The organism is Curtobacterium sp. 1310 (genome assembly GCF_017834105.1).
Lineage (GTDB): Bacteria > Actinomycetota > Actinomycetes > Actinomycetales > Microbacteriaceae > Curtobacterium.
The window spans coordinates 163923-187319 of record NZ_JAFICY010000003.1 but is presented as its reverse complement, the minus strand read 5'-3'; the positions used below and the strand labels follow the sequence as shown (position 1 = coordinate 187319).

Below are 23397 nucleotides of genomic sequence, written 5' to 3'. Positions count from 1 at the left end.
TCCCGTCCGTGCGCGTCAGGTGCGCGGCGCCGGGTCGGGTTCCCCGAGCAGCCGGGTCGTCCAGTCGGCGAGGGCCGCGACCGCCGACCGCGAGACCGCCGCTCCCGGCACCATGCTCGTGAAGCCGTGGAACGCACCCGGCCACACGTGCAGCTCGGCGTCGACCCCGGCGGCCCACAGCGCGCTCGCGAACGCCACGGTCTCGTCGCGGAAGACCTCGGCGCTGCCGCAGTCGACGTAGGTGCGGGGGAGTCCGGACAGGTCCTCGGCGCGCGCCGGTGCCGCGTACGGGGAGACGTCGTCGGTGCCCCGGCGCTCGCCGAGGTACGCGCCCCAGCTGAAGTGCATCGCCTGGCGGTCGGCCACGCCGACGCCGTCGATCTGCCGGGTCGACACGGAGGCGTCGCGGTCGTCGAGCATCGGGGAGACCAGGACCTGCGCGAGGACCTCGGGGTCGCTGCGGTCCCGGGCAAGGAGGACGGTCCCCGCGGCGAGGCCCCCGCCGGCGCTCTGGCCGGCGACGACGATGCGCGCCCGGTCGATGCCGAGCTCGTCGGCGTGCTCCGCGACCCAGACGAGTCCGGCGTAGCAGTCCTCGACCGGGGTCGGGTCGGGGTGCTCCGGAGCGAGACGGTAGTCCACGCTGACCAGCACGACGTCGTGGTCGAGCAGCCAGTCGTCGTACGAGTCGAGGTTGCCGAGGTGGTGGCCCATCACCATGCCCCCGCCGTGGATCGTGTAGACGCCCGTGGTCGGACCGGTCCGGCCGGCGCGCTGGATGACCGCGAGGTCGATCGGGTCACCGCCGTGTCCGGGGACGGTGATGCGCCGCCGCTCGAGCCCGCGGGCGCGCAGGCGGTCGTCGAGCTCCTGCTCGGTGATCTCGAGCGCACGCATGCGGGGGAGGGCTGCGGCGTCGATCGTGAAGGGACCGCGAGCCTCGAGTGCGGTGAGGAAGACGCCGAGTTCGGGGTCGAAGGGCGGGCGGGGCGAGGTGGTGTCAGGCACGGGAGGGCTCCTGGTGGTGGTCGGCGGAAGTGGACGAGGAAGAGGAAGAGGACGTGGACGGCATCGGCGGGGTCGGGGTCGGCGTCGGTTCCGGCGTGCCCGCGCCGCGTCGCGCGCGGAGCACCCCGACGGCGACGAACAGCGCCGCGACCACGGTGATCACGGCCCCGGCGACCTGCAGCGCACCGACGACGGCGGCAGCGTGCGCTGCCGTGGTCCGGGCGACGGTCACGCTGCCGGGGACGAGCGCGGCGAGCACCGTCCCGGTCGCGGCGATCCCCACCGCCGTGGCGAGTTCGCTCGCGGTGTCGACGAGTGCCGCCCCGATCGACGTGCGGTCCGTCGGGAGCCCGGACAGGACACTCGCGCCGGCGACCGCTCCGACGACACGCATCCCGGCCGCGACGAGCACGAGGGCGACCGCGACGGCCGGGTACCCGGTGCGCCCGGACAAGGTGAACACGGCGAGCCCGACGACGACGGCCGTGGCGCTCGTCCACGCGGCCCGATCGAGCCCGACCCGCCGGACGAAGGGCCCGACGAAGCGGCCGCTCGCGAGGAGCACCACGACCTGGGGCAGGGTGCCGAGCGCGGCGAGGGCCGGCGGCCACCCCCACGCAGCCTGCAGCTGCAGGGTCACCGCGTAGGACAGCCCGGCGGTGGCGAGCCCGGCGGCGGCCTTGTACGCCAGACCGCTCGCGACGAGGGGCCGTGCCACCAGGGTGAGGTCGAGCAGCGGGTGCGGGGCCGTCCGCTCCCGCACGACGAAGCCCGCGACGGCGGCGACGGTGGCGGTCGCCGCGGCCCAGGTCGGCCAGCCGGTGGTGGACACGGCGAGCGTCGGGGTCACCAGGACGCCGACGACGGCGGCCGTGCCGAGCACGGCGCCGACGAGGTCGAGCGGGTGCCGGTGCAGGTCCGCCGGCCGATCGGCCACGATCCCGGAGCGGATGCCGACGAGCGCGACGAGGGCGATCGGTACGTTCGCCACCAGGAGCACCTGCCACGGCGCCACCGCGAGCACGAACCCGCCGATCGTCGGGCCGACCGCCAGCCCGACGAGCCCGGCGGTCGACACCACGGTCAGCGCCCGGACGCGCAGGTCGTCGGCGGAGAAGAGCCGGAAGGTCAGGGCCATCGAGCCGGGCGTGGTCATCGCGGCGGCGAGGCCCGTGAGGACCCGGACGACGACGAGCTGCTCCACGCTGGTCACCAGGACGGTCGCGGCGCTCGCCGCGGCGAGCAGCACCAGCCCGACGAGCATCGTGCGGCGGCGGCCGAACCGGTCGGCGACCGCCCCGAACAGGAGCATGAGCCCGCCGAACGCGACCGAGTACGCGCTCGAGACCCACTGGAGCGAGGCAGTGGACGCGGCGAGGTCCCGACCGATCGTCGGCAGGGCGACGGTGAGGACCGAGTTGTCGAGCATCTCGAACAGGAACACGGCGGACAGCCCGGACAGGGCGATCCACGTGTCACGGAGACGGGCGGGTGGGGTGTGTGCAGACACGGGTGCACTCCTTCGATGAAGAAGTGGCGACTCCCGTGAGACGCGTGCACGCTCCCGGCCGGTGAGCGGCGCGGGATTTTTCCCTCTGCGAGGAACAGTAGCCGATCGGCGGCACGTGCAGAAGAGCGGCTGGGGACCTGCCGAGCGTGATGACTTCCGCGCCCTGCTACAAAAGCAGAACCCCGGCCGTCTGATCTGGCCGATGAGGGCCTACAGGGACGGTTCCGGGGTGTTGACATCGATCTTACGTCAGTGGGGGGATCTTGAGCAACGAGACGTGGGACTCCGTCGAGCACCACATCGGTCGCGAGCGGTTGCAGCACTACCTCGCCGCCGCGTCCGGCGACACGTCCGTCGCGAGAGCGTTGTACGACTGGAACGTCGAGGCATCGTCTGCGTTCTGGGGCTCCTTGGGGCACCTCGAAGTCGCCCTGCGCAACACCGTCGATGCGCGGATGACCGCTCGGCACGAGCGACTCGGGCGCGAAGGCCACTGGATCTTCGACGACCAGTACGAGTTCGGCCGGCGCGAGCCGCCGGCTGCGCACCAGTACCCCTACGTGGACGTCGTCAGGGCGAAGCGCCGCGTCATGAAGAACGGGAAGCCGGTGACGCCAGGGCAGTTGATCTCAGAGGTCTCGTTCGGGTTCTGGCACCAGATGGTCTCCCGGGCGCAGATGCGGTTCTGGCCCGACGTCGCAACGGGGTTCCCCGGCGCTCCCGATCGAGCGCAGACGACCGTTCGTGCACCGGTCAGCCGCCTCCGCGACCTCCGGAACCGCATCGGCCACCACCACCGCATCTGGAACCAGGACCTCCGAGGACGGTACGACGACGTCCTGTTGGTCACCGGGTACATCGATCCGGTGCTCAGTGCCTGGGTCGATGCTCGGTCAGCAGTCCCCGCGGTCCTGCGTCGTCGTCCCCAGCTCTCCTGACGCCGTCCGGGTCGATCCCGCCACCACCGGGTGTACGCAGGACCCATGAGCCGTCCCCGCAGCCCCTTCCGTGGCCTCCGCGCCCTCGTCACCGGCGCCAGTGGGGGGATCGGCGAGGCGGTCGCCCTCGGGCTCGCCGCAGCCGGCGCCGACGTCGTGCTGGTCGCCCGGTCCGAGGGCCGGCTCGACGCGCTCGCCGAGCGCATCCGCCGCGACCACGGCGTGACGGCGACGGTGCTCCCCGCGGACCTCGCCACGGCGGACGGCGTCGACGGGGTCGTCGCACGTCTCGGGGGCACCCGGGTGGACATCCTCGTCGCGAACGCCGGCGTCGGCGACCACGGGCCGTTCGCCGCCTCGACGGACGAGCGGCTCCGGACCCAGGTCGACCTCAACTGCACCGCGGTCGTCCGCCTCGTCCACGCGTTCCTGCCCGGCATGCTGGAGCGTCGGATCGGCGGGGTGATGACCGTCGCGTCGACGGCCGCGTTCCAGCCGACGCCGCAGATGGCCGTCTACGGCGCGACGAAGGCGTTCGTGCTGTCGTTCACCGAGGCGGTCTGGCAGGAGAACCGGGGGAGCGGGGTGCGGTTCCTCGCCCTCTGCCCCGGCCCCACCGCGACGGGCTTCTTCGACGAGGCCGCCCGGGGATCGGGGTCGGCGGGCGTCATGGAACGCGGTCGGCAGTCGGCGGAGCAGGTCGCGGCCGTGGGGCTCCGGGCGTTCGCGCGGCAGGGCGGTCCGACGGTGGTGTCCGGCCTCGGCAACGCCGTGACGGCGAACGCCCACCGGTTCGTCCCGCGCGGACTGATGGCACGGATGTCGGCGCTCGTCACGGGCGGTGAGTGACCGTCCGGGCCGGCTGGTCACCGGGAGGGGCTGCTCACCCGTAGCCCTCGCTGTACAGCCGCCACCCGTCGGCGGTGTGGCGGAAGCAGAACTGCCACCCCTCGAGCGTCCCGGGGTCGTCGCCGTTCATGTTCGTCTGCTTGACGTCCACCGGGATGCACTGCACCGCGACCCCGCCGTTCTCGTCCGCGGGCCGTCGCTCGACGGTGCCGACGTTCCGGTGGGCGAGCAGGTCCGGGTGCTCGTCGAACCAGGACGTCGGCTGCCGCTGCCCGCACCACGCCTGGTCGGGTGACGACGGCGCGTGCGCAGCCGTGAGGGCTTCGGTCACCGCGCAGTCGTGGGCCTCGGCGGCGCGGAGGTAGACGCGGAGGACCTGCTCCGACGAGGCGCTCGCCGGAGGGAGGCGTCGCGCGGTCTCGGCAGCGTGCTCGAGGTGCACGCCGATGCCGACCCCCGTGGCGACGACGGCCAGCGCGGCAGCGGACACGAGGACCGGCAGGACCCGTCGTCGTGGCGCTCGGTCGTGCGTCGTGTCCGTGGCGCCTCCTTCGACAGCGGTCGGATCCCCCTTGCTCGACCCTGACACGACAGCGCTCCCATCGGCATCCCCCTGCGGGACGAAGCCGACCGGCCGGTCGGCCGATCGGCTCGTCGTGTCACCCACGAGCGGGCAGGACACGCCGCTCGTCCTCCGCCCGGAGGGCGGAGGACGTCGGTGTGCGGCTCCGGACGTGACGGATCTGGCCCGCTCGGTGGGCCGGACGCACCCACGACGCGGACGGACGGGAGGCGCGGTGCCAGCTGGCACCGCGCCTCCCGTCCGTCACGTGGCTGGCTAGGCGTTCGCGCCCTCCGCCAGCACCGCAGCAGCCGGGTCGAAGTCCTCCGGCAGCGGCTCCGGCTTCGTGATGCGCGAGGTGATGTCGACGGGCTGGCCGGACTCGGCGGCGTCCCGGATGCCGAGCATGACGTCGAGCGCGTGGGACGCGACGGCACCGGAGGCGCGCTCCGGGCGGCCCTCGGCGATCGCACGTGCCATCTCGACGACGCCCGTGCCGCGACCCCAGGTCGAGCCCTTGTGCTCGAGGGTCGTCGGTTCGTCCTTGCCGAGCGTCCACAGCGTGCTGTCACCGTCGAAGACGTTCGGGTCCGGCAGCACGATCGTGCCCTCGGAGCCGTTGATCTCGACGAAGCCGTTGCGGGGCAGGGCGTGCTGGAACGACAGCGTCGTCTGCGCGGACTGCCCGTCGGCGAACGAGATGAGCGCGGCGTGGTGCGTGGGCACCTCGACCGCGAACTCGGTGCCGGCGCGGGGGCCCGAGCCGATCACGCGGGTCTCACGGGACTTCGACGACACGGCCTGCACGCGCGAGGCCGAGCCGAACGCGTGGAGCAGGGTCGTCACGTAGTACGGGCCGATGTCGAACAGCGGACCGGCGCCCTCGGCGTAGAGGAACTCGGGGTCCGGGTGCCACTGGTCCGGGCCGGGCACGTGGAACATCGTCGTCGCGGTGAGCGGCGTGCCGATGTCACCGCGGGCGATGGCACGGATCGCGGTCTGGATGCCGGCACCGAGCACGGTGTCGGGGGCGGTCGCGTACCGCACGCCGGCGGCCGATGCGGCGGCCAGGAGGGCCTGAGCGTCCTCGGCGGTGGTGGCGACCGGCTTCTCGCTCCAGGTGTGCTTGCCGGCGGCGATGATCTGCTGGCCGACCTTCGCGTGCTCGGCCGGGATCGTGATGTTGACGACGATCGAGATGTCGTCGCGGGCGAGGAGCTCCTCGACCGTGCCCGACGACGGCACGCCGTACTTCTCGGCCTGCGATGCCGCGCGCTCGAGGATGAGGTCGGCGACCATCAGGACCTCGACGTCGGCGAACTGCGTCAGGTTGGTCAGGTACTGGTCCGAGATGTTGCCGGCACCGATGATGCCGACTCCGACGCGGCTCACTTGTCGTTGCCCTTCAGCCACTCGAGCGACTCGGCGATGCCCTGGAAGACGTCGCCCGAGTACGCGTCGAACTCGACGACGCGGATGGCCTGCGGTGCGGCGGCGAGGATGCCCCGCACGTCGACGTCGCCCTGGCCGGCCGGGGTCTGGTTCTCGAAGGCGCGCTGCAGTGCCTCCGGCACGACGAGGGCGCTCTCGGACGAGGGCAGCGCGGTGAGGATGTCACCGTCGACCTTGCCGTCCTTGACGTGGATGGCGACGACGCGGTCGCCGAGCGACTGCAGGACGGCCGGGGCGTCGGCGCCACCGACGGTGGCCCAGAAGGTGTCGACCTCGAGGACGGTCTCCGGCGAGAGCTGCGACACGAAGAGCTCGTAGACGGTCTTGCCGTCGACCTTGTTCGTGAACTCCCACTGGTGGTTGTGGTACCCGAACTTCAGGCCGCGCGCGGTGGCCTCGGCGGTGAGCTCGTTGACGCGCTCGGCGATCTTCGCGACGTCGTCGGCGGTCTGCCAGCGGTCGGTCGGGATGAACGGGTCGATGACGGTCTGGATGCCGAGGCGCTCCGCGGCGTCCCAGATCGGCGCGGTGTCCTCGGCGTCGATCACGGCGACGTGGCCGGACGGAGCCTTCAGGCCCGTGGCGGCGAAGGCCTTCTCGAGGTCGGCGGCGCGCTCGACGAACGCGTACGGCTCGACGTTCTCGTAGCCGATCTCGCGCACCCGGGCGATGGCCTTGTCGAGGTCTTCGGCGATGGCGTCGCGCAGCGAGTACAGCTGCACAGAGGTGGTGGGCATGGCAGAGGGCTCCTTCGGTCCTGTCAGGTTGTCGGGGCCCGTCGAGGATCGATGCTCCCCGGCGAGATCGAGACCGACGCTACCCCAAAAACCACCCGCTGTGTAGTTTTTGTCGCGCGTCGTCGGTGGCGCACTCGCGCGCCGCCTGGACGACACGTGTCGATCACCCCTCGGGAGATGTATGCTCGCCGACGGAAAACCTTGCAGTACAAGGTTTCCGATCGACTCAAGGAGGCGTCATGAGCACACCCGAACCCGGCAGCCCCGCACTGCTGGACCCGGAAGCGGGCATCACCCAGCCCGTCAGCACCGTCAAGGTGGGGATCGGCTACCAGGTCGCCCTGTTCCTCGGACAGTTCGGCCTGTTCGTGGCGCTCATGGCCCCGGTCTACGTCAGCATGCAGATCAAGGCACAGGCCCTGGTCGGCGACGACGCGGCGAACGTCATCGGCTCCGTGCTGCCGATCGGCGCGTTCGGTGCGCTCATCATGAACCCGCTGGCCGGCGCGCTGTCCGACCGGACCCGCACGCGCTGGGGCCGCCGACGCCCGTGGCTGCTCGGCGGTGTCGTCGTCTTCGCGATCGCGCTCGCCTGGATCGCCTACGCGCCCGACGTCCTCAACCTGACGCTCGGCTGGCTGCTCGCGCAGCTCGCCGCGAACGCCACGCTCGCCACCCTGCTCGCGAGCTTCGCCGACAACGTGCCGCAGCTCCAACGCGGCCGGGCGTCGAGCATCATCGCCCTGGCGCAGAACACCGCAGTGCTCGCCGGCACCTACCTGTCGGTGTTCTTCGTCGCGAACCTGCCGGTGCTGTTCATCGCTCCCGGCATCCTGGCGATCGTCCTGGTCGTCGTGTACGCCCTGGTCGCCCGTGACGACCTGCCCACCTACAAGCTCAAGCCGTTCACCTGGATCAACCTCATCTCGTCGTTCTGGACGAACCCGATCAAGAACCCCGACTTCGCGTTCGCGTGGTGGTCGCGCTTCCTGATCATCCTGGCGACGTTCATGTTCACGACCTACCGCCTGCTCTACATGCAGGAGCACCTCGGGATCGCGGACCTGAAGGAGGCCACCGAGGCCGTCGCGTTCGGCGTGCTCCTCTACACGCTCGCGCTGCTCGTCAGCGCGGCACTCTCCGGCTGGGCGTCGGACCGGATCGGCCGCCGCAAGGTCTTCGTCGGCGGATCGACGGCGCTGTTCGCGGTCGGCCTGGTGATCCTCGCCCACGCCGACACCGTGACGGGCTTCTACGTCGCCGAGGTCGTCATGGGCTTCGCCTACGGCATCTACTCGGCCATCGACACGGCCCTGGTCGTGGACGTCCTGCCGAACGCCGACCGCCCGGGCAAGGACCTCGGTGTGATCAACATCGCGAACGCGCTGCCGCAGTCGCTCGCACCCGCGATCTCGCTCTTCTTCCTGAAGATCGGCAGCAGCCACCCGGACAACTACGAGCTCATGTGCTGGGCCGCCGGCATCGTCGCCCTGCTCGGTGCGCTGGTGGTCATCCCGATCAAGCGGGTCCGCTGACGCCCGTCGCACCGACGGACTGGCGCGCCCCGCTCAGCGGCAACGCGAAGCGTTGTGCGGTGCGCGCCGACCGAGCCTGCGAGGGAGGACGGTGCCAGCTGGCACCGCGCCTCCAGTCCGTTCGTCTGGCGTCCGCCGTCGGTCCGCAGGTCGCGTCGTTACCGTGGGTCGGTGCGCTCCACCGACACCCGTTCCTTCGACTCCCCGGCCGGCACGATCGAGGCGGTCGTCGACGGCGACGTGACCCGCGCCCTCGGGATCCCCTACGCCCAGGCCGAGCGCTTCGCGCCGCCGTCGCCGCAACCGCCGTTCAGCGGGCCGTTCCGCGCGGACACCCCGGCGCCCGTCCCACCGCAGCCGAGCGCGCAGTTCGTCGACCAGCTCCTGCCGTCGATGGACCACCTGCAGGTCGACGAGCACTGCCAGCGACTCAGCATCACGGTGCCCTCGGACGTCCGACCCGACGAGCTCCTGCCCGTGGTGGTCTGGGTGCACGGCGGGTCCTACGTGCTCGGCGGCGGTGACCTGCCGATCCACGACGCCCACGACCTGGTGACCGAGCAGCGCGTGGTCGTCGTCACGGTGACCTACCGGCTCGGGGTGCTCGGGTTCCTCGGTGACGGCGAGACGGTGCCGGCCAACCTCGGACTGCTCGACCTGGTCGAGGCGTTCCGGTGGGTGCAGCGGAACATCGCGGCGTTCGGCGGGGACCCCGACTCCGTCACCGCGTCCGGGCAGTCCGCCGGAGCCGACGCGATCGCGCACCTCATGATCAGCGAGGGCGCCCGCGGCCTGTTCCGCCGCGCGATCGTGCAGAGCGCGCCGCTCGGGCTCTCGCGCGGGCGGGCGCGGATGAACCGGGCGATGGTCCGGGCCGTCGGGGCGGTCGCGGCGGACACGTCGCTCGACGAGGTCCTCGAGCGGCAGGCCCTCGCGACGAAGGCCGGCGGCCGGTACGGCCTGGCCGGCGGCATGCCGTTCGGCACGCAGTACGGGTTCGCACCGTTGCCCGCCGAGCGCGACGCCGACCGGGCCTGGCGGTCGGTCGCACCGGAGGTCGACGTGCTCATCGGGTCCGGCTCGGACGAGGCGGGAATGTACGTGCCGCTCGTCCCGGGGCTCCGGACGGCCGCGCGGTCCCGCCTGGTGCGACCCCTGCTGCGCTGGCTGCTCGTGCGGCCCCTGTCCGAGGTGATCTACGGCCGCGATGCGCGGCGCTTCGCCGATCGTCACCGGGCCGCCGGTGGACGGGCGACGGTCTACCGGTTGCTGCGGCACCCGTCCGTGGCGCCGGTCGGTGCGGTGCACATGAGCGACCTGCCGTTGCTGCTCGGCGGTCGGTCGGCGTGGGTGGGCAGTCGCTTCGTGCCGGAGCGGGACTGGCCGGAGGTCGAACGGCGCGGGCGGGCGTTCCGGGCGATCTGGGCGGAGTTCGCGCGGACCGGACGGGTGACGGCGGCGGACGACGAGACGCTGGTGTTCGACCGGGGGTGACCGCCACGGGAGCACGCAGGCGGTGTCGCGGGGGTGGCCGTCCAGCCGCGCACTCCCCGGGCGCTCGCCCCCGGACGGGGAGGTCGCGCCGGGAGCGCGCGGTCGGCAGGATCGACCACATGCCCGACGCCGACCTCCGCGCCCGCATCGTCTCCGGTGCCGCCGATGCCTTCCGTGACGGCGACTTCCACACGGTCGGCCCGGACGACGTCGCCCGTGCCGCCGACGTCACGGTGGCCGAGGTGCACCGCGTGTTCCCGTCGTGGGAGCTGCTCGTCGTGGCCGTCGTCGACCGGTGGACCAAGGACGGCCGCGATGCGCTCCGCGGGGTCGCCGAGCAGGAGGGGGCCGTCGCGTACCTCCGAGCCCGGCTCGACCGCGGACACCGACACCCCGCGGTCGTGCGGGTCCGCGTCGCGCTGCTCAGCGCGACCTCGACCCCGGGCCACCCGGCGTCCGGGTGGTTCCGGCAGCAGTACACGATGCTCTTCGAGGACGTGACCCTCGCCCTCGTGCGGGACGTCGTCGCCGGTCGTGAGTCCCGCGGGGCCTCACCGCGGCACGCCGCCGAGCAGCTCGTCGCACTCTTCGAGGGGCTGCAGCTGCAGGCGATGCTCCGCGACGACGCCGACCTGCTCGCCGGGTGGGACCGGGCGGTCGCACGCATGCGGGCCGGCTGGGCCGCCGCCGCCGTCGCAGCCTGAGGGGAGCCGGCAGCGCGGGCACCGGACGTTCGCGCAGCGCCCTGCCGGTACCCGCGGGCACCCGGACGTTCTCGCGACGCCCTGCCGGTGCCGGGTCCTAGGACCCGCGTGTCCCGTGCCCGCGGAGTCCACGGCCGACGAGCAGCACGACGGCACCCACGACCAGGGCGACCGCGACGAGTGTCGGCACCCGGAACGCCAGCGCGGTGACCACGCCACCGATCCCGCCGCCGGCGAGGAACGACCGCACCCCGACGGCCAGCGCCAGGACGACGACCACTGCCAGGGCTGCGACCGGGACGAACCGCTCGACGGGGGGCAGGGGCCCGACCGGCCGGACGTCGGCGCGTCGCCACCACACCGCGGCGACGACGAGCAGGGCGAGCAGCCCGAGCACGCTCGACAGGTCCTGCAGCAGGAAGGGCAGCGGGTACCCGCCGACGGCGCCGTCCCGCAGTGCGGGCCAGGCCCGGACCACGAAGCCGTGCTCGTGGGTGAAGCCGTCCCACACGACGTGCGTGACGCTGCCGAGCAGGCAGCCCACGACCACCGGCAGCACGTCGCGCGCACCGAGTGCCGGCCGGCGACCCCAGCCCCGCGGCAGACGCCGACGCAGCCCCGGGACGACCGGTGACCATGCCGGCCGTACGAGGAACCACCACGTGGCGAGCACCACGAGGGAGACGGCGAGGTCGATGGTCGGGACGCCCCACCACGAGTGCGCGTCCTCGTAGGGCGGCAGGAACGGCGCGAACAGCACCGTGTCCGGCGCCATCGAACCGATCGCGACGGCGGCGACCGGCACGGGCAGGCGACGTGCTGCCAGGGCGACGACCGCGTGGCTGACGGTGAAGGGCACGGTCACGTCCTCGTCATCGGGCCAGGTGCGTGCGGTGCACGAACCACTCGACGCCCTCGGCCAGGGCGACACCGGCGGTGTGCCAGTCGTGGCCACCGTCCTCGATGATGCGCTCCGTCACCGTGACGCCGGCTGCACGTGCGGCCGCCACGACCCGCGGGACGACCGGTCCGTACCGGCTGTCGTCCGCACCGGCCGCGACGAACGCGGCGGAGTCGCGGTACGGCGCCCGTTCGGCGAGCACTCGGAGCGGCTGCGCGGCCTCGTACGCCGCCCGGTCACCGCGGAAACCCCTCGAGACGGTGTCGTCGCGACCCTGCAGGACCGGCCCGATCTGTCCCGAGACGTCGATCCACGAACCGAACCGGTCGGGTCGGCCGGCCCCGAGCTGCAGGGCGCAGGTACCTCCCTGCGAGAAACCCGCGATGGCCCAGTCCGCCCCGCCGGCAGCGGCGTGCAGGTGCTCGCGCACCCAGGTCGGGACGTCGTGCGTCAGGTAGGTGGCGCTGTTCCCGAGCGGACCGTCGACGCACATCGGGTTGTTCGATGCCCGGGCGAGCTGGTCTGGCATCACGACGATCGGCGCGAGTCCGCGGTGCCGGTGGGCGATCGCGTCGAGCCGGGTCGCCATGCGGCCGGCCTCGACGATGTTCGCCGGAGCGGCGCCGGGTCCCTGCCCGGAGAGCATCACGACGACGGGCAGCTCCGGGGCGTGCTCGACGAGGGCGGCCGGGGGGAGCCAGACGATCGCGGGTCGGGCGTGGAAGTGCGACACGGTGCCCGGGATCCGCACCGAACCGTAGCGGCCGTGGGCCGGCATGTCGCGCGGGGGTCGCCAGCTCGCGGCGTCGACCGGGGCCGATCCCGGGGCCGGGTCGTCCGGCAGGCGGAGGGGCGGCACGTGCGACTGCCCCAGGGCGTCGGCGATCGTGGGGAAGAGCCCGGCGTCCCGGTTCACCGCCAGTCCGCCGGACACCAGGGCGAGGGGGACCAGCAGCGCGGCGACCACCCGGGTCAGCACCCGGCCCCGCCGTGCCCGGCCACCGCGGACGAGTCCGACGACCGCGACCCCGAGCAGTGCGCACACCACACCCGTCCAGACCCGGTCGACCCAGGTCGGCGGGACGCCGAGCACGTCGAGGACGTCGCCGAGGAACCAGGAGAGCAGGGTCCCGACCAGCGCTCCCGCGACGATCGCGACGGCTGCCCAGCGCCAGGAGCGGCGGACGGCGGTGAGGACGAGGACGGCGGCGACCAGGGTCAGGGCGTAGAGGGGCAGCAGCACGTGGGCGGACAGGAGCGGCAGGGTGGTCACGGGCGGGTCCGACGGTCGGGACGCTCTCGGACACCCGGCGGGTGACGGGACAGGAGCGGCGTGGTCCAGCGACGGTAGCGAGCCGAGGTGTCCGGACCGGCAGCGGGGAGCCCGTCCCCGGCGGTCTCCCGGCTGATCCTGAGCGATCCTGCACAGGGGGTGGCCGGCCGACGGTCCGGAGCTGTCCGAGCGGCCAGGCCCGGGTGGTCCGTCGACCGTGCGGAGGACCGCACCGTCCCCGCACCGGACGGTGGCGGGCGGCGCGTCTGGGTGTGCCCTCCAGGGGATCCTGGCAAGGTCGGCGGATGGAGTACACGGACTACGACACCCGGCTCGCCGCCTACGGCGTGATCACCGAGGGCGACCGTGTGCTCCTGGCCCGACTGCGGGTCCCCGAGGCCGGCACGTGGACGCTGCCGGGCGGCGGGGTCGAGTTCGACGAGACCGTCGAGCAGGCCGTCGTGCGCGAGGTCCTCGAGGAGACCGGGTACGAGGCGACGTGCGGTCCGCTCCTCGGCGTCCGGCACCACATCGTGCCGAAGGAGCGCCGGATGCACGACAACGGGCGGCCGATGAAGGCGGTGCAGGTCGTGTTCCGCGTGACCGTCACCGGCGGCGAGCTGCGCAGCGAGACGGACGGCTCGACCGACGAGGCCGCGTGGGTCCCGGTCGCCGAGCTGCCCCACCGACGGCACGGGCTGCTCGTGCCGATCGCCCTCGGCTGGGCTCGACGACCGTGAGCGGCGAGGCCACCGACCTGTCCGCCCGGCTCTGGGACGAGCGGGCGCTGCTCGGCGACCTGGTCACCGCTGCGGCCGACCCCGACCGCGTCCGCCGGCTCCTCGACCGGTTGCGCGAGCTGCGCCTGGAGCAGGACGTCCTCGTGCACGCCCTCGCCGAGCAGTGGGGCACCGGTCCCGACACCGCCACGCTCCGGTCGCTCGAGCGTGTCGCACCCCCGCCGTGGGACCTGCTCCTGCCCGAGCACCTGACAGCCCTGGCGAGCCTGACCGCCGAGGTCGCCGCGGTGCTGCCACCCGGCCCCGTGCGCGACGCGTGGGACCGGATCAGCCCTCGAGCACGCTGAGCACGTTGCCCGACGGGTCGGTGAACCACGCGATGAGCGGACCGCCGTGCCGGTTCACCCCGCGCTCGTCGGTCACGCCCTCGTAGCGCAGGAACGTGACGCCCTTCGCCGACAGCTCGTCCACGGCTGCGTCGACGTCCGGCACCGGGAAGTTCAGCACCGTGAACGACGCCGGCTCGTGCGCGGGCCCCTTCGGGTAGACGAGCACCCCGGTGCCGGAGCCGACGTGCAGCACGAGCATGCCGTGGTCCTCGCTCACCGGCAGCCCGAGGACGCCCTCGTAGAACGCCCGCGCCCCGGGGAGGTCACGCACCGAGAACCCGCTGAACGCCGTCGTCGCATCGACCATGCGGCCAGTGAACCACCGCTCCTGTCAGGATGGGACGGTGACCCCGACCGAGCTGTCCGTCGACGCCGCCGTCGAGCGGGCGGTGGCGCTCGCCGCGGGTCCCGGCCGCGCGGTGCTCGGCATCGCAGGGGCGCCCGGGGCGGGCAAGTCGACGCTGGCACGCCGGATCGTCGTCGCCGTCGACGCCGCGCACGGGCCCGGCACCGCGGTGCAGGTCCCGATGGACGGCTTCCACCTGGCGAACGCGGCACTCGACGCCCTCGGCCGGCACGACCGCAAGGGCGCGATCGACACCTTCGACGCGGCCGGCTACGTCGCCCTCGTCCGTCGTCTGGTCGTCGCGGACGACGACGTCGTCTGGGCGCCGGACTTCGACCGCCGCGTCGACGAGCCCGTCGCCGGCAGCATCGCCGTGCCGCGGAGCACCCGGCTCGTCGTCTCCGAGGGCAACTACCTGCTCGACACCGACGCGCCGTGGTCCGCGCTGCCCGACCTCTTCACCGAGACGTGGGCGTGCGTCGTGGACGATCGTGTCCGCGTCGACCGTCTGGTGGGCCGGCACGTGCGGCACGGACGCGACCACGAGGCGGCCCGGACCTGGGCGCTCGAGGTCGACGGCGTGAACGCGGCGAGGGTCGCGACCACGGTGACCCGTGCCTCCCGGACGGTCCGGACCTGACCGGAGCCGGACGACCAGGGCGACCCGACCCGAGCCACCCGACCAGCAGCACCGAAGGACAGGAGCGACCATGACCATCGCCATCACCGGAGCCACCGGCAACATCGGCGGGGCCGTCGCCCGCGCGCTCGCCCGGGCGGGCACGCCGATCCGCATGCTCGTCCGTGACGCGGCCCGGGCACCCGAGCTGCCGGGAGCGGAGGTCGCGGTCGCCTCGTACGCCGACGCGACCGCGTCCCGCGCCGCGCTCGAGGGCGTCGACATGCTGCTCATGGTCTCCGGCGCCGAGGCGCAGGACCGCCTCGACCAGCACCGCGCCTTCGTGGCAGCGGCCGCGGACGCGGGCGTCGCCCACGTCGTCTACACGTCGTTCGTGGGTGCGGCACCGGACGCCACCTTCACCCTCGGCCGCGACCACTGGGCGACCGAGCGGGCGATCGAGGAGACCTCGATGCGGCACACGTTCCTGCGGGACTCGTTCTACCTGGACTTCGTCGAGGACCTGGTCGGCGAGGACGGCGTGATCCGCGGACCGGCCGGTGTCGGCGCGATGGCCGCGGTCGCGCGGGCGGACGTCGCGCGCGTCGCGACCGAGGTGCTGCTGCACCCGTCGGACCACGCCGACCGGACGTACGAGCTCACCGGACCGGAGGCGATCACCCTCGCCCAGGCGGCCGCCACCGTGTCCGAGGTGCGCGGCCGCGCCGTGACGTACCAGCCGGAGACGGTGGCGGAGGCGTACGCCTCGCGTGCGCGATGGAACCCGGAACCGTGGCAGGCCGACGCGTGGGTGAGCACCTACACGGCGATCGCCGAGGGTGCGCTGGCGCACGTCTCGACGGACGTCGAGCGGGTGACCGGCCGTCGGCCGCTGTCGCTGCGCGAGGTGCTGCAGGCGGACTGACCCGGCCGGGAGGCGCGGGGCGCGTCCGCCGTGTCGGCCGCGGGTACTGCTGCAGGTGCTGCGGTGGGCGCTGCGGCGGGTGCCGGTGCCGCTGCTGCGGGTAGCGGCGCTGCGGGTGCTGCTGCACGACGGGAGGCACGTCGCACCACGTCCTTCCGTGGTGCGACGTGCCGTCGGTTGTTCGCGAGCGCGTCGAACCACGTCCTCGAGTACGGGCCGATCGCCGCGCTTCGCCGCCGCGGCGCGCCGCGCCGCTGCGCCGCGTCAGCGCACGCGGCGGGCCGCGAGCGTCCCCGCGACGCCGAGCGTCAGCACCGCCACGAGCACGACGAGCAGCGGGGCCGTCCAGCTCCCGGTCGCGCCGTGCAGGGCCCCGGCGACGAGGGGTCCCGCCGAGCCGATCAGGTACCCGCCGCCCTGCACGAACGCGGACATCCGCCGGGCGTCGTCGTCGCTCGTGACGATCCGCACGACGATGATGAAGACGACCGTGATCCCGCCGCCCTGCGCCGCTCCGCCGAGCACCGACCAGAGCAGCCAGAGCTGCGGCGCGAACAGCAGCCCGAGGGGCATCGCGAGCCAGAGGAAGGCGACGAGGGCGATGATCGCGCGGGGCGCCCAGCGGGTCGCGAGCACCGGGACGCCGAGCGCGCCGACCACCGCCAGGATCTGGAACACGGACGAACTCGCGCCCGAGGACTCCGCCGAGAAGCCGATCTCGTCGTGCAGCAGCGTCGGGATCCACGCGGTCAGGGCGTAGTACGAGAACGCCTGCCCGCCGAAGGCCAGCGTCAGCCCCCACGTGATGAGCCGGCGCGCGGGTCGGACGGGCTCCGACGCTGCCGACACCGTGCGGATCGACCCGGTCTCGGTCAGGAGCTCGACCGGACCCGTCGCGACCACGGGCTCGACCCGGGCCGGCCGGAGCCACGCCGCGCGCGCCCCGACCGCGTACGTCCACGCGGCCCCGGCGACGACGGCGAACACCGCCCACACGGCGATGGCGACCGGCCACCCCCACGCGGCAGCGATCGGGGCGGTGCCGAGCGAGGTGATCATCGACCCGACGTTGAGCGCCGACGTGTACACGCCGGTCACCAGCCCGACGCGCTCGGGCGAGGTGTCCCGTCGGATGACCACCGGGATCACGACGTTGCCGATCGTGATGCCGATGCCGATGATCGCGGTGCCGACCAGGAGCGCCGCCGCCGACGGGGTCGACCGGACGACCGTGCCCGCGAGCACGATCACGAGCGCCAGCGACACCGCACGCTCCGGGTCGGCCTTCGCGATCACCCAGCTGGCGAACGGTGTCGCCAGCGAGAAGCACAGGACCGGGATCGTCGTCAGGAGCCCGGCGATCGTCGCGGTCAGCCCGAGGTCCACGCGCAGGTCGCCGATGACCGGCGCCGAGGCCACGATCGGCCCGCGCAGGTTGAGGGCGATGAGGACGATCGCCGCCGGCAGCAGCCAGGCCGCACCGCGGAGTCCGCGACGGGCGACGGTGTTCACCGGTCCCTGCTCACGCCGCCGCGTCCGGCAGCAGGATCGGCAGCAGGTCGAGCGGGGTGGCGGCACGGGCGACGGTGCCCTCGGCCTCGGCGGGGGAGCCGTAGCCCCACTCGGCGAAGACGACCGGCACGCCGTGCACGTGGGCGCCCTCGACGTCGTGCAGCCGGTCGCCGACGAGCACCGGGCGGCTGACGTCGTGGCCGGCCGCCTCGAGTCGTCGCAGGGCCTCGGCGACGACGTCGGCCTTGGCGCTCCGGACCTCGTCGTCGCTCGCACCGGTGACGAAGTCGAAGTACCCGGTCAGGCCGTAGTGGTCGAGGATCACCGTGGCCGGTGTCTCGGGCTTGCTCGTCGCGGTGGACAGCGGCAGTCCGGCCTCGTGCAGGGTGCGGAGCACGACGTCCATGCCCCTGAACATCGCCGAGTCGAGAGCCCCGTGCGACAGGTAGTGCTCGCGGTACACGGCGAGTGTCCGCTCCGCACCGACGTCGTCCATGCCCATCGCCGTCCGGAAGGTGTCCATGATCGGCGGGCCGACGAACGACATCAGCGTCGCGTGGTCCGGCACGGGCACGCCGACCGTGCGGAAGGTGTGCGTCATGCTCTCGAGGATCCCCGGGGCGGAGTCGCTGATGGTCCCGTCGAGGTCGAACAGGATGGCGGAGTAGGGGCGCGTCATGTCCTGACCAGCCTAGTCGCGGCGGTGGGGCCGGCCACGGGGCGGGCCGGTGGGCGCGCAGGGCGGTGGGGCGAGCCTCCCGGCTCGGTGCCGGTCCTGCGACATCGCACGCGTCGATCGACGGGTGCGGTGTCGCAGAACGCGTGCCGAGCGCGCCACGCGACCGTCAGAACAGGCGGGTGTGCCCGCCCTCGATGCCGCGCATCGCGTCGTAGTCGAGCACGAGGACGCGGATGCCGCGGTCCTCGGCGAGCGTGCGTGCCTGCGGTGCGACCGTCTGCGCGGCCAGGACGCCCTGCACCGGCCGCAGGTGCGGGTCGCGGTTCATGAGCTCGAGGTACCGCGTGAGCTGCTCGACGGCGTCGATGTTGGCGTTGCGCTTCATCTCGACCGCGACGCTCGCCCCCGCGTCGTCGCGCGCCAGGATGTCGACCGGACCGATCGCCGTCATGTACTCACGTCGGACGAGCGTGTGCCCGTCGCCGAGGAGCTCGATCTGCTCGGCGAGCAGCTGCTGCAGGTGCGCCTCGACGCCGTCCTTCACCAGACCGGGGTCGACGCCGAGGTCGTGGCTCTCGTCCGCGACGACCTCGTACAGGCTGACGATGAGCTTGTCCTGCGTCTTCTTCTGCGTGACGGTCCAGACCTGGGCGATGCCGGCGCTCGCCTGCTCCTCGTCCGGCTCGGTCATCTCGATCGAGCACGGCGGGCTCATCCAGTTCAGCGGCTTGTAGCTGCCGCCGTCCGAGTGGACGAGCAGCGAGCCGTCCGCCTTGAGCATGAGGAGACGGGTCGCGAGCGGCAGGTGGGCCGACAGGCGTCCGGCGTAGTCGACGGAGCAGCGGGCGATGACGAGACGCACCCGGCGATCCTAACGGTCGGTGCGCGTCCCACCGGACGCGGCGGGGTCCACCGTCGTGTCGTCCGTCCCGTGGTGCGGGCGGTCGGTCTGGAGGCGCGGCTCGCCCCCGCCGTGCTGCGCCGCGTCCGGCTGCTGGTCGCGTGCCGCCCCGTGGCCACCGTCGTCGCGTCCGCGCCGCTTCCGCAGCGTCTCGGCCGCCGCGCCGGTCTCGCGCGCCGCTCCCGATGCCAGGCCGGCGGCGATGATGAACACGAACACCACGAGCAGCGCGCCGAGCAGGCCGATGTGCTCGCCGAGGAAGCCGATCAGCGGCGGACCGGCGAGGAACGCCACGTAGCCGATCGTCGCCACGGCGCTGACCTTGAGCGCTGCCGAGCGGGGGTCGTCGGCGGCGGCGGACATGCCCATCGGGAAGCCGAGGCTCGCACCGAGGCCCCAGAGGACGACACCGACGATCGCGATCGGGATCACGTCCACGAAGATGAGCAGCCCGAGGCCGACCACGGCGACGGCGGCGCTCACGCGGAGCACGGGCACCCGGCCGAACCGGTCGATGAGCGGGCTGCCCGCGATGCGTCCGGCGGTCATCGCGGCGAGGAACACCGTGAGCACGGCGGAGCCGGCGGCGTTGTCGAGTCCGTGCCCGTCGATCATGGCGAGGGGCAGCCAGTCGTTGGCGGAGCCCTCGGCCAGCGCCATGCCGAGCACGATCACACCGATGAGCAGCGTCGACGGTTGTGCCCAGACCTGCCAGCGTGTGAGCTGCACCGGGGTCGGGCTGGTCGCGGTGGACTCGTGCTCCTCGTACCGGTGCTCGTCCCCGAAGCGCGACGCCGCCGCGAGCATGACCAGGCAGACCACGACGCCGAGCACCGCGAAGTGCAGCACGACGGGGACGTCGAGCGCCTCGGTCAGGGCGCCGAGCCCGGCACCGGCGAGCGTGCCGACGCTGAACGCAGCGTGGAAGAGCGGCATGATCGTGCGACCACCGGCCTTCTCGGCGGCGGCGCCGGAGACGTTCATCGACACGTCGACCAGGCCGTTGCCGAAGCCGAACGCGATGAGACCGATCCAGATCGCGGCGAAGCCCCAGCCGGCGGTGACGGCGACGCCCGCGAAGACGAGGCCGACCGCCAGGCAAGCCGAGGCCACCTGCACGCCCCGGCGGGCGCCGACCTTCGCGACGATGTGGCCGGCGAAGGTCAGGCCGCCGATCGAGCCGACCGCCATGCCGAGCACCAGCAGACCCATCTCGAAGGTGGTGGCACCGAGGGAGTCGCGCACGCTGGGGATGCGTCCGAGCCAGGTGGCGATGGCCAGACCGGACAGCGTGAAGGCCACGAAGACCGCGATGATCCAGGTGCGGGTCGTCGGGGCGGTTCGGGTGGACGTCGTCGTCATGCGGAGCTTCCGGTCTCGTGCTGGTCGTGTCGTGGGCCGCCGGCGAGGCCGTCCCTGATCGGGTTCCTGCCTGCGGCTGTCCGGTCGAATCGATTCGACCGGTTCGTGTGACTACGCTAACGGGCGATGGACCACCCGGCAACAGCACCCGGCGCGTCCGGGGCGACGAACCCCCGCGACCACGCCGACGGTCCCGTGCGCCGTGGGCCCAGACCGACGCTGGCCGCGGTCGCCCGCGCAGCGGGGGTCGCGCCGTCGACCGCCTCCCTCGCCTTCAGCGGTGCCGGCCCGGTGTCCGAGGACGCGAGGGCCCGGGTGCTCGCCGCTGCTGCCGACCTCGGCTACGGGGGCCCGGACCCGCGGGCGCGCTCGCTCCGCCGGGGTCGGTCCGGGGTGATCGGCGTCGTGATGGACGAGCGGCTGAGCGATGCGTTCCGCGACCCGGTCAACGTCCTGACGCTCGACGGCATCGCCGAGGTCGCGGGCGAGGCGGGCGCCTCCCTGCTCCTCGTGCGCAGCCCCCTCGACGACGAGCACGGCGCCGGGCCGATCGTCGACGCCCCGATGGACGCCGTCGTCCTGGTCGGGTGCAACGTGCGGATCGACCCTGCGGTCGCCGTGCTCCGCCGACGACAGATCCCCGTCGTCGCGATCGAGGCCGACGACATCGAGGGCGCGGTCCCCGTCCAGCTCGACAACCGCGAGGCCTCCGGTCGTGCCGCCGACTACCTGCGCGAGCTCGGGCACACCGCGGTCACCGTCGTCACCCTCCCGCTCGATGCCGAGCGCCGCCGCGGCCCCGTCGACGCAGCGCGCGAGGCGGAGGGGGTCGCCCACACCACCCTGGAGCGTCTCCGTGGTGTGCGCAGCGTCTACCCCGACGCCGTCGCGGTCGAGGCCGCCGCCAGCTCTGTCGAGGAGGGCCGGATCGCCGGACAGTCACTGTTCACCGGCGACGGACCGGTCCCGAGCGCGGTGATCGCGCAGAGCGACCTGCTCGCCGTCGGGGTGGTCTCGGCAGCGCTCGACGCGGGACTCCGGGTGCCCGAGGACGTCAGCGTCGTCGGCTTCGACGGCATCACGGTCGACGACAGCCTGCTCCACCGCTCGCCGATCCGGCAGCTCACGACGCTGGTGCAGCCGTTCGAGCAGAAGGGTCGGGCCGCCGCACGCGCCGCGCTCGCGATGCTCGAGGGCGACGAGCCGCAGCCGGCGGCCTTCCGGTCGGAACTGCGCGTGGGCGACACGACGGGGCCGGTGCGCCGGGCGGTCGGCGACTGAGCGCCCGGGTCCGCGACCCGCGCGCCTCCTGCCGGAGCGCTGGGGGCTAGGCGCCCGAGGTGCCGCTGGTGGCGATGCCCGCTGCGCCGATGCCGATCACGAAGATGACGAGCAGCGCCCACCCCACGACGAAGAGCCCGTTCAGGATCAGACCGGTGACCGCCATCCCGCGACCGGCGGGTTCCTTCCGGAGGCCGACGATGCCGAGGACGAACCCGACCAGCGGCACGAGGAAGGTGAACCCCAGGACGATCGACACCAGGCCGAGCACCATGCTCGCGATGCTCAGACCACGCGGCGGAGCGGGCTGGTAGCCGACCGTCACGTGCGTCGGCTGCCCGTACTGCGGCGCCGGCGCGTACTGCGGCTGCTGCTGCGCGTACTGCGGCTGGTGGTGGCCCTGGTTCCCCTGGCCCGGGTACTGGTCGTCACTCATCGGTTCCCCCTCGTCGAGTCCGCTGTCGCGTGCCCCAACGGTAGCGGATGGCAGAGCGCGGCCCCGGCTGGGTGTCGGTTGGGGGTTTCCTCAGCGCCGCAGGCCTCCGCCACCGACTGCTCACGAGGAGCGCTCCCTACGCTCCGTCACGTGCAGCCGATCGATCGTTCCCGGGACCTGGTGTGGCTCGTCGTGGTCCTGGTGGTCGCGTTCGTCTCGGTCGCGCTCACCGTCGTCGTCGTGCGATCGGTGGGGTCGTCCGACCAGGCGACTGCTGCTCCGGCACCGAGCGCGACGCTGATCGCGCCGCAGCGCACCCGCAGTGTGCCGACGAGTTCCCGCGGCATCCCCGCCACCGAGCGCCCGACGTCGCGCGAACCGTCGAGCGTCGACCTCGCGACGACGTGGACCCCGCCCGCCGACCTCCCGCAGCAGGGGCGCCTGCTGCACGTCGCCATCCCGGGCACCCGGTCGCACTTCGTCGCGCGGGACGCCCTGCTCTGGCTCCCACCGGCGGCACTGGTCGCCGATCCGCCACCACTCCCCGTCACCGTCCTCATGTCGGGGCAGTCACGGGGCGCGGGCCCCGACGACGTCGAGACCGGCGGGCACATCGCACACACCATGGATGCGATCGCCGGCCTGCACCGCGGCCTCGCGCCGATCGTCGTCGTGCCCGATCAGCTCGGCCCACGATCGGGCAACCCGATGTGCGTCGACGGGCCGCTCGGCAACAGCCGGACGTACCTCGAGCAGGACGTCCCCGCGTGGATCACGAGTCACCTGCGCGTGCAGACCGGTGCCACGGCGTGGACCGTCGGCGGGTTCTCGCAGGGCGGCACCTGCGCGATCCAGCTCGGGGCGGGCGATCCACAGCGCTTCGGCAACGTGATCGACGTCTCCGGTGAGCTCGGCCCGACCGAGCTGACCCGCGCCGAGACCCTGCACGGGTTCGGCGGCAGCGTCGCGGCCTGGCGTGCGGCGCAACCGATCGCGGTGATGGCCCAGCACGGCCCCTACACGGGTACGTCCGCGTTCTTCACCGCTGCGCAGCTGGACCGGCACTACGGTCCGGCGATGCCCGTGGTCGCCGCGCACGCTGCTGCGGCGGGCATGCACGTGACGCGGTGGGTCGTGCCGGGAGGCGGGCACGACTGGGCGATGGCACGCGCGGCCATCGCTGCCGGGATGGCGTGGCTGGAGCCGCACGTGGGACTCGCGGCGTCCTGACGGCTCGCTCGCCA

24 protein-coding genes are annotated in these 23397 nt (G+C 73.4%); 11 read left to right on the top strand and 13 right to left on the bottom strand.

Going from position 1 to position 23397, the window contains the following annotated elements:
* Positions 1-15: 15 nt before the first annotated feature.
* Together JOD95_RS09205 and JOD95_RS09200 are read right to left on the bottom strand one after the other, a co-directional pair.
* Positions 16-1008 (bottom strand): alpha/beta hydrolase, encoded by a 993-nt coding sequence (locus JOD95_RS09205; RefSeq protein WP_209684713.1) that lies wholly within the window; start codon positions 1006-1008, stop codon positions 16-18.
* Positions 1001-2518, bottom strand: coding sequence for an MFS transporter (locus JOD95_RS09200; RefSeq protein WP_307810411.1), 1518 nt, complete (start codon positions 2516-2518; stop codon positions 1001-1003). The genes JOD95_RS09205 and JOD95_RS09200 overlap by 8 nt, the downstream gene beginning before the upstream one ends.
* A gap of 263 nt (positions 2519-2781) precedes the next feature.
* On the opposite strand from JOD95_RS09200, the gene JOD95_RS09195 reads away from it, so the two are divergent.
* Positions 2782-3456 (top strand): hypothetical protein, encoded by a 675-nt coding sequence (locus tag JOD95_RS09195; RefSeq protein ID WP_209684711.1) that lies wholly within the window; start codon positions 2782-2784, stop codon positions 3454-3456.
* A gap of 45 nt (positions 3457-3501) precedes the next feature.
* The gene (locus JOD95_RS09190; RefSeq protein ID WP_209684709.1) at positions 3502-4305 is read left to right on the top strand and encodes an SDR family oxidoreductase; all 804 of its coding nucleotides are present in this window, start codon (positions 3502-3504) and stop codon (positions 4303-4305) included.
* A 34-nt stretch (positions 4306-4339) separates the two neighbouring features.
* On the opposite strand, the gene JOD95_RS09185 is transcribed toward JOD95_RS09190, so the two are convergent.
* From JOD95_RS09185 to JOD95_RS09175, 3 genes are all read right to left on the bottom strand, one after another.
* Positions 4340-4894 (bottom strand): hypothetical protein, encoded by a 555-nt coding sequence (locus JOD95_RS09185; RefSeq protein WP_209684707.1) that lies wholly within the window; start codon positions 4892-4894, stop codon positions 4340-4342.
* Positions 4895-5143: 249 nt separating this feature from the next.
* Complete coding sequence (locus tag JOD95_RS09180; RefSeq protein ID WP_209684705.1) at positions 5144-6259, bottom strand: Gfo/Idh/MocA family protein; 1116 nt, start codon at positions 6257-6259, stop codon at positions 5144-5146.
* The gene (locus JOD95_RS09175) at positions 6256-7056 is read right to left on the bottom strand and encodes a sugar phosphate isomerase/epimerase (RefSeq protein WP_209684703.1); all 801 of its coding nucleotides are present in this window, start codon (positions 7054-7056) and stop codon (positions 6256-6258) included. Before JOD95_RS09175 ends, JOD95_RS09180 begins: the two co-directional genes overlap by 4 nt.
* Before the next feature lie 239 nt (positions 7057-7295).
* Here JOD95_RS09175 and JOD95_RS09170 point away from each other — a divergent pair, with 239 nt between their 5' ends.
* The 3 genes from JOD95_RS09170 to JOD95_RS09160 all read left to right on the top strand — a co-directional run bounded on the left by JOD95_RS09170 (position 7296) and on the right by JOD95_RS09160 (position 10789).
* Positions 7296-8591, top strand: coding sequence for an MFS transporter (locus JOD95_RS09170; protein ID WP_209684702.1), 1296 nt, complete (start codon positions 7296-7298; stop codon positions 8589-8591).
* A 171-nt stretch (positions 8592-8762) separates the two neighbouring features.
* Positions 8763-10085, top strand: coding sequence for a carboxylesterase family protein (locus JOD95_RS09165; RefSeq protein ID WP_209684701.1), 1323 nt, complete (start codon positions 8763-8765; stop codon positions 10083-10085).
* A 119-nt stretch (positions 10086-10204) separates the two neighbouring features.
* The gene (locus JOD95_RS09160) at positions 10205-10789 is read left to right on the top strand and encodes a TetR/AcrR family transcriptional regulator (RefSeq protein WP_209684700.1); all 585 of its coding nucleotides are present in this window, start codon (positions 10205-10207) and stop codon (positions 10787-10789) included.
* A 97-nt stretch (positions 10790-10886) separates the two neighbouring features.
* On the opposite strand, the gene JOD95_RS09155 is transcribed toward JOD95_RS09160, so the two are convergent.
* Together JOD95_RS09155 and JOD95_RS09150 are read right to left on the bottom strand one after the other, a co-directional pair.
* Complete coding sequence (locus JOD95_RS09155) at positions 10887-11648, bottom strand: DUF4184 family protein (protein ID WP_209684699.1); 762 nt, start codon at positions 11646-11648, stop codon at positions 10887-10889.
* A gap of 13 nt (positions 11649-11661) precedes the next feature.
* Positions 11662-12963: an esterase family protein gene (locus tag JOD95_RS09150; protein WP_066651262.1), complete on the bottom strand. Its 1302-nt coding sequence runs from the start codon at positions 12961-12963 to the stop codon at positions 11662-11664.
* Positions 12964-13268: 305 nt separating this feature from the next.
* Between JOD95_RS09150 and JOD95_RS09145 the strand changes: the two genes are divergently transcribed.
* On the top strand, positions 13269-13703 hold the full coding sequence (locus JOD95_RS09145; RefSeq protein ID WP_066651264.1) for an NUDIX hydrolase: 435 nt from the start codon (positions 13269-13271) through the stop codon (positions 13701-13703).
* Complete coding sequence (locus JOD95_RS09140) at positions 13700-14050, top strand: hypothetical protein (protein WP_066651271.1); 351 nt, start codon at positions 13700-13702, stop codon at positions 14048-14050. The genes JOD95_RS09145 and JOD95_RS09140 overlap by 4 nt, the downstream gene beginning before the upstream one ends.
* Here JOD95_RS09140 and JOD95_RS09135 read toward each other — a convergent pair.
* A complete protein-coding gene (locus JOD95_RS09135) occupies positions 14031-14399 on the bottom strand; it encodes a VOC family protein (RefSeq protein WP_209684698.1) in 369 nt (122 codons plus the stop codon). The two genes, JOD95_RS09140 and JOD95_RS09135, sit on opposite strands and share 20 nt — an antisense overlap.
* Before the next feature lie 37 nt (positions 14400-14436).
* On the opposite strand from JOD95_RS09135, the gene JOD95_RS09130 reads away from it, so the two are divergent.
* A complete protein-coding gene (locus tag JOD95_RS09130; RefSeq protein WP_081984515.1) occupies positions 14437-15078 on the top strand; it encodes a nucleoside/nucleotide kinase family protein in 642 nt (213 codons plus the stop codon).
* 70 nt (positions 15079-15148) lie between these two features.
* The gene (locus tag JOD95_RS09125; RefSeq protein ID WP_209684697.1) at positions 15149-15982 is read left to right on the top strand and encodes an NmrA family NAD(P)-binding protein; all 834 of its coding nucleotides are present in this window, start codon (positions 15149-15151) and stop codon (positions 15980-15982) included.
* A 264-nt stretch (positions 15983-16246) separates the two neighbouring features.
* Here JOD95_RS09125 and JOD95_RS09120 read toward each other — a convergent pair whose 3' ends face one another.
* The 4 genes from JOD95_RS09120 to JOD95_RS09105 form a co-directional block, all read right to left on the bottom strand.
* A complete protein-coding gene (locus JOD95_RS09120) occupies positions 16247-17494 on the bottom strand; it encodes a CynX/NimT family MFS transporter (protein ID WP_209684696.1) in 1248 nt (415 codons plus the stop codon).
* A gap of 10 nt (positions 17495-17504) precedes the next feature.
* Positions 17505-18173, bottom strand: a complete 669-nt coding sequence (locus JOD95_RS09115; protein ID WP_209684693.1) for an HAD hydrolase-like protein — start codon at positions 18171-18173, stop codon at positions 17505-17507.
* 166 nt (positions 18174-18339) lie between these two features.
* Entirely contained in the window at positions 18340-19035 is a 696-nt protein-coding gene (gene nucS / locus JOD95_RS09110) for an endonuclease NucS (RefSeq protein ID WP_209684691.1), read from the bottom strand.
* A 9-nt stretch (positions 19036-19044) separates the two neighbouring features.
* A complete protein-coding gene (locus tag JOD95_RS09105) occupies positions 19045-20436 on the bottom strand; it encodes an MFS transporter (protein WP_245172032.1) in 1392 nt (463 codons plus the stop codon).
* 126 nt (positions 20437-20562) lie between these two features.
* Between JOD95_RS09105 and JOD95_RS09100 the strand changes: the two genes are divergently transcribed.
* Positions 20563-21717, top strand: coding sequence for a substrate-binding domain-containing protein (locus tag JOD95_RS09100; protein ID WP_209684689.1), 1155 nt, complete (start codon positions 20563-20565; stop codon positions 21715-21717).
* A 46-nt stretch (positions 21718-21763) separates the two neighbouring features.
* Here JOD95_RS09100 and JOD95_RS09095 read toward each other — a convergent pair whose 3' ends face one another.
* Positions 21764-22153: a DUF4190 domain-containing protein gene (locus JOD95_RS09095; RefSeq protein WP_209684686.1), complete on the bottom strand. Its 390-nt coding sequence runs from the start codon at positions 22151-22153 to the stop codon at positions 21764-21766.
* A gap of 150 nt (positions 22154-22303) precedes the next feature.
* On the opposite strand from JOD95_RS09095, the gene JOD95_RS16935 reads away from it, so the two are divergent.
* Positions 22304-23383 carry an esterase family protein gene (locus JOD95_RS16935; RefSeq protein WP_209684684.1) on the top strand — a complete coding sequence of 360 codons (1080 nt, stop codon included), beginning with the start codon at positions 22304-22306 and terminating at the stop codon, positions 23381-23383.
* Positions 23384-23397 lie beyond the last annotated feature (14 nt).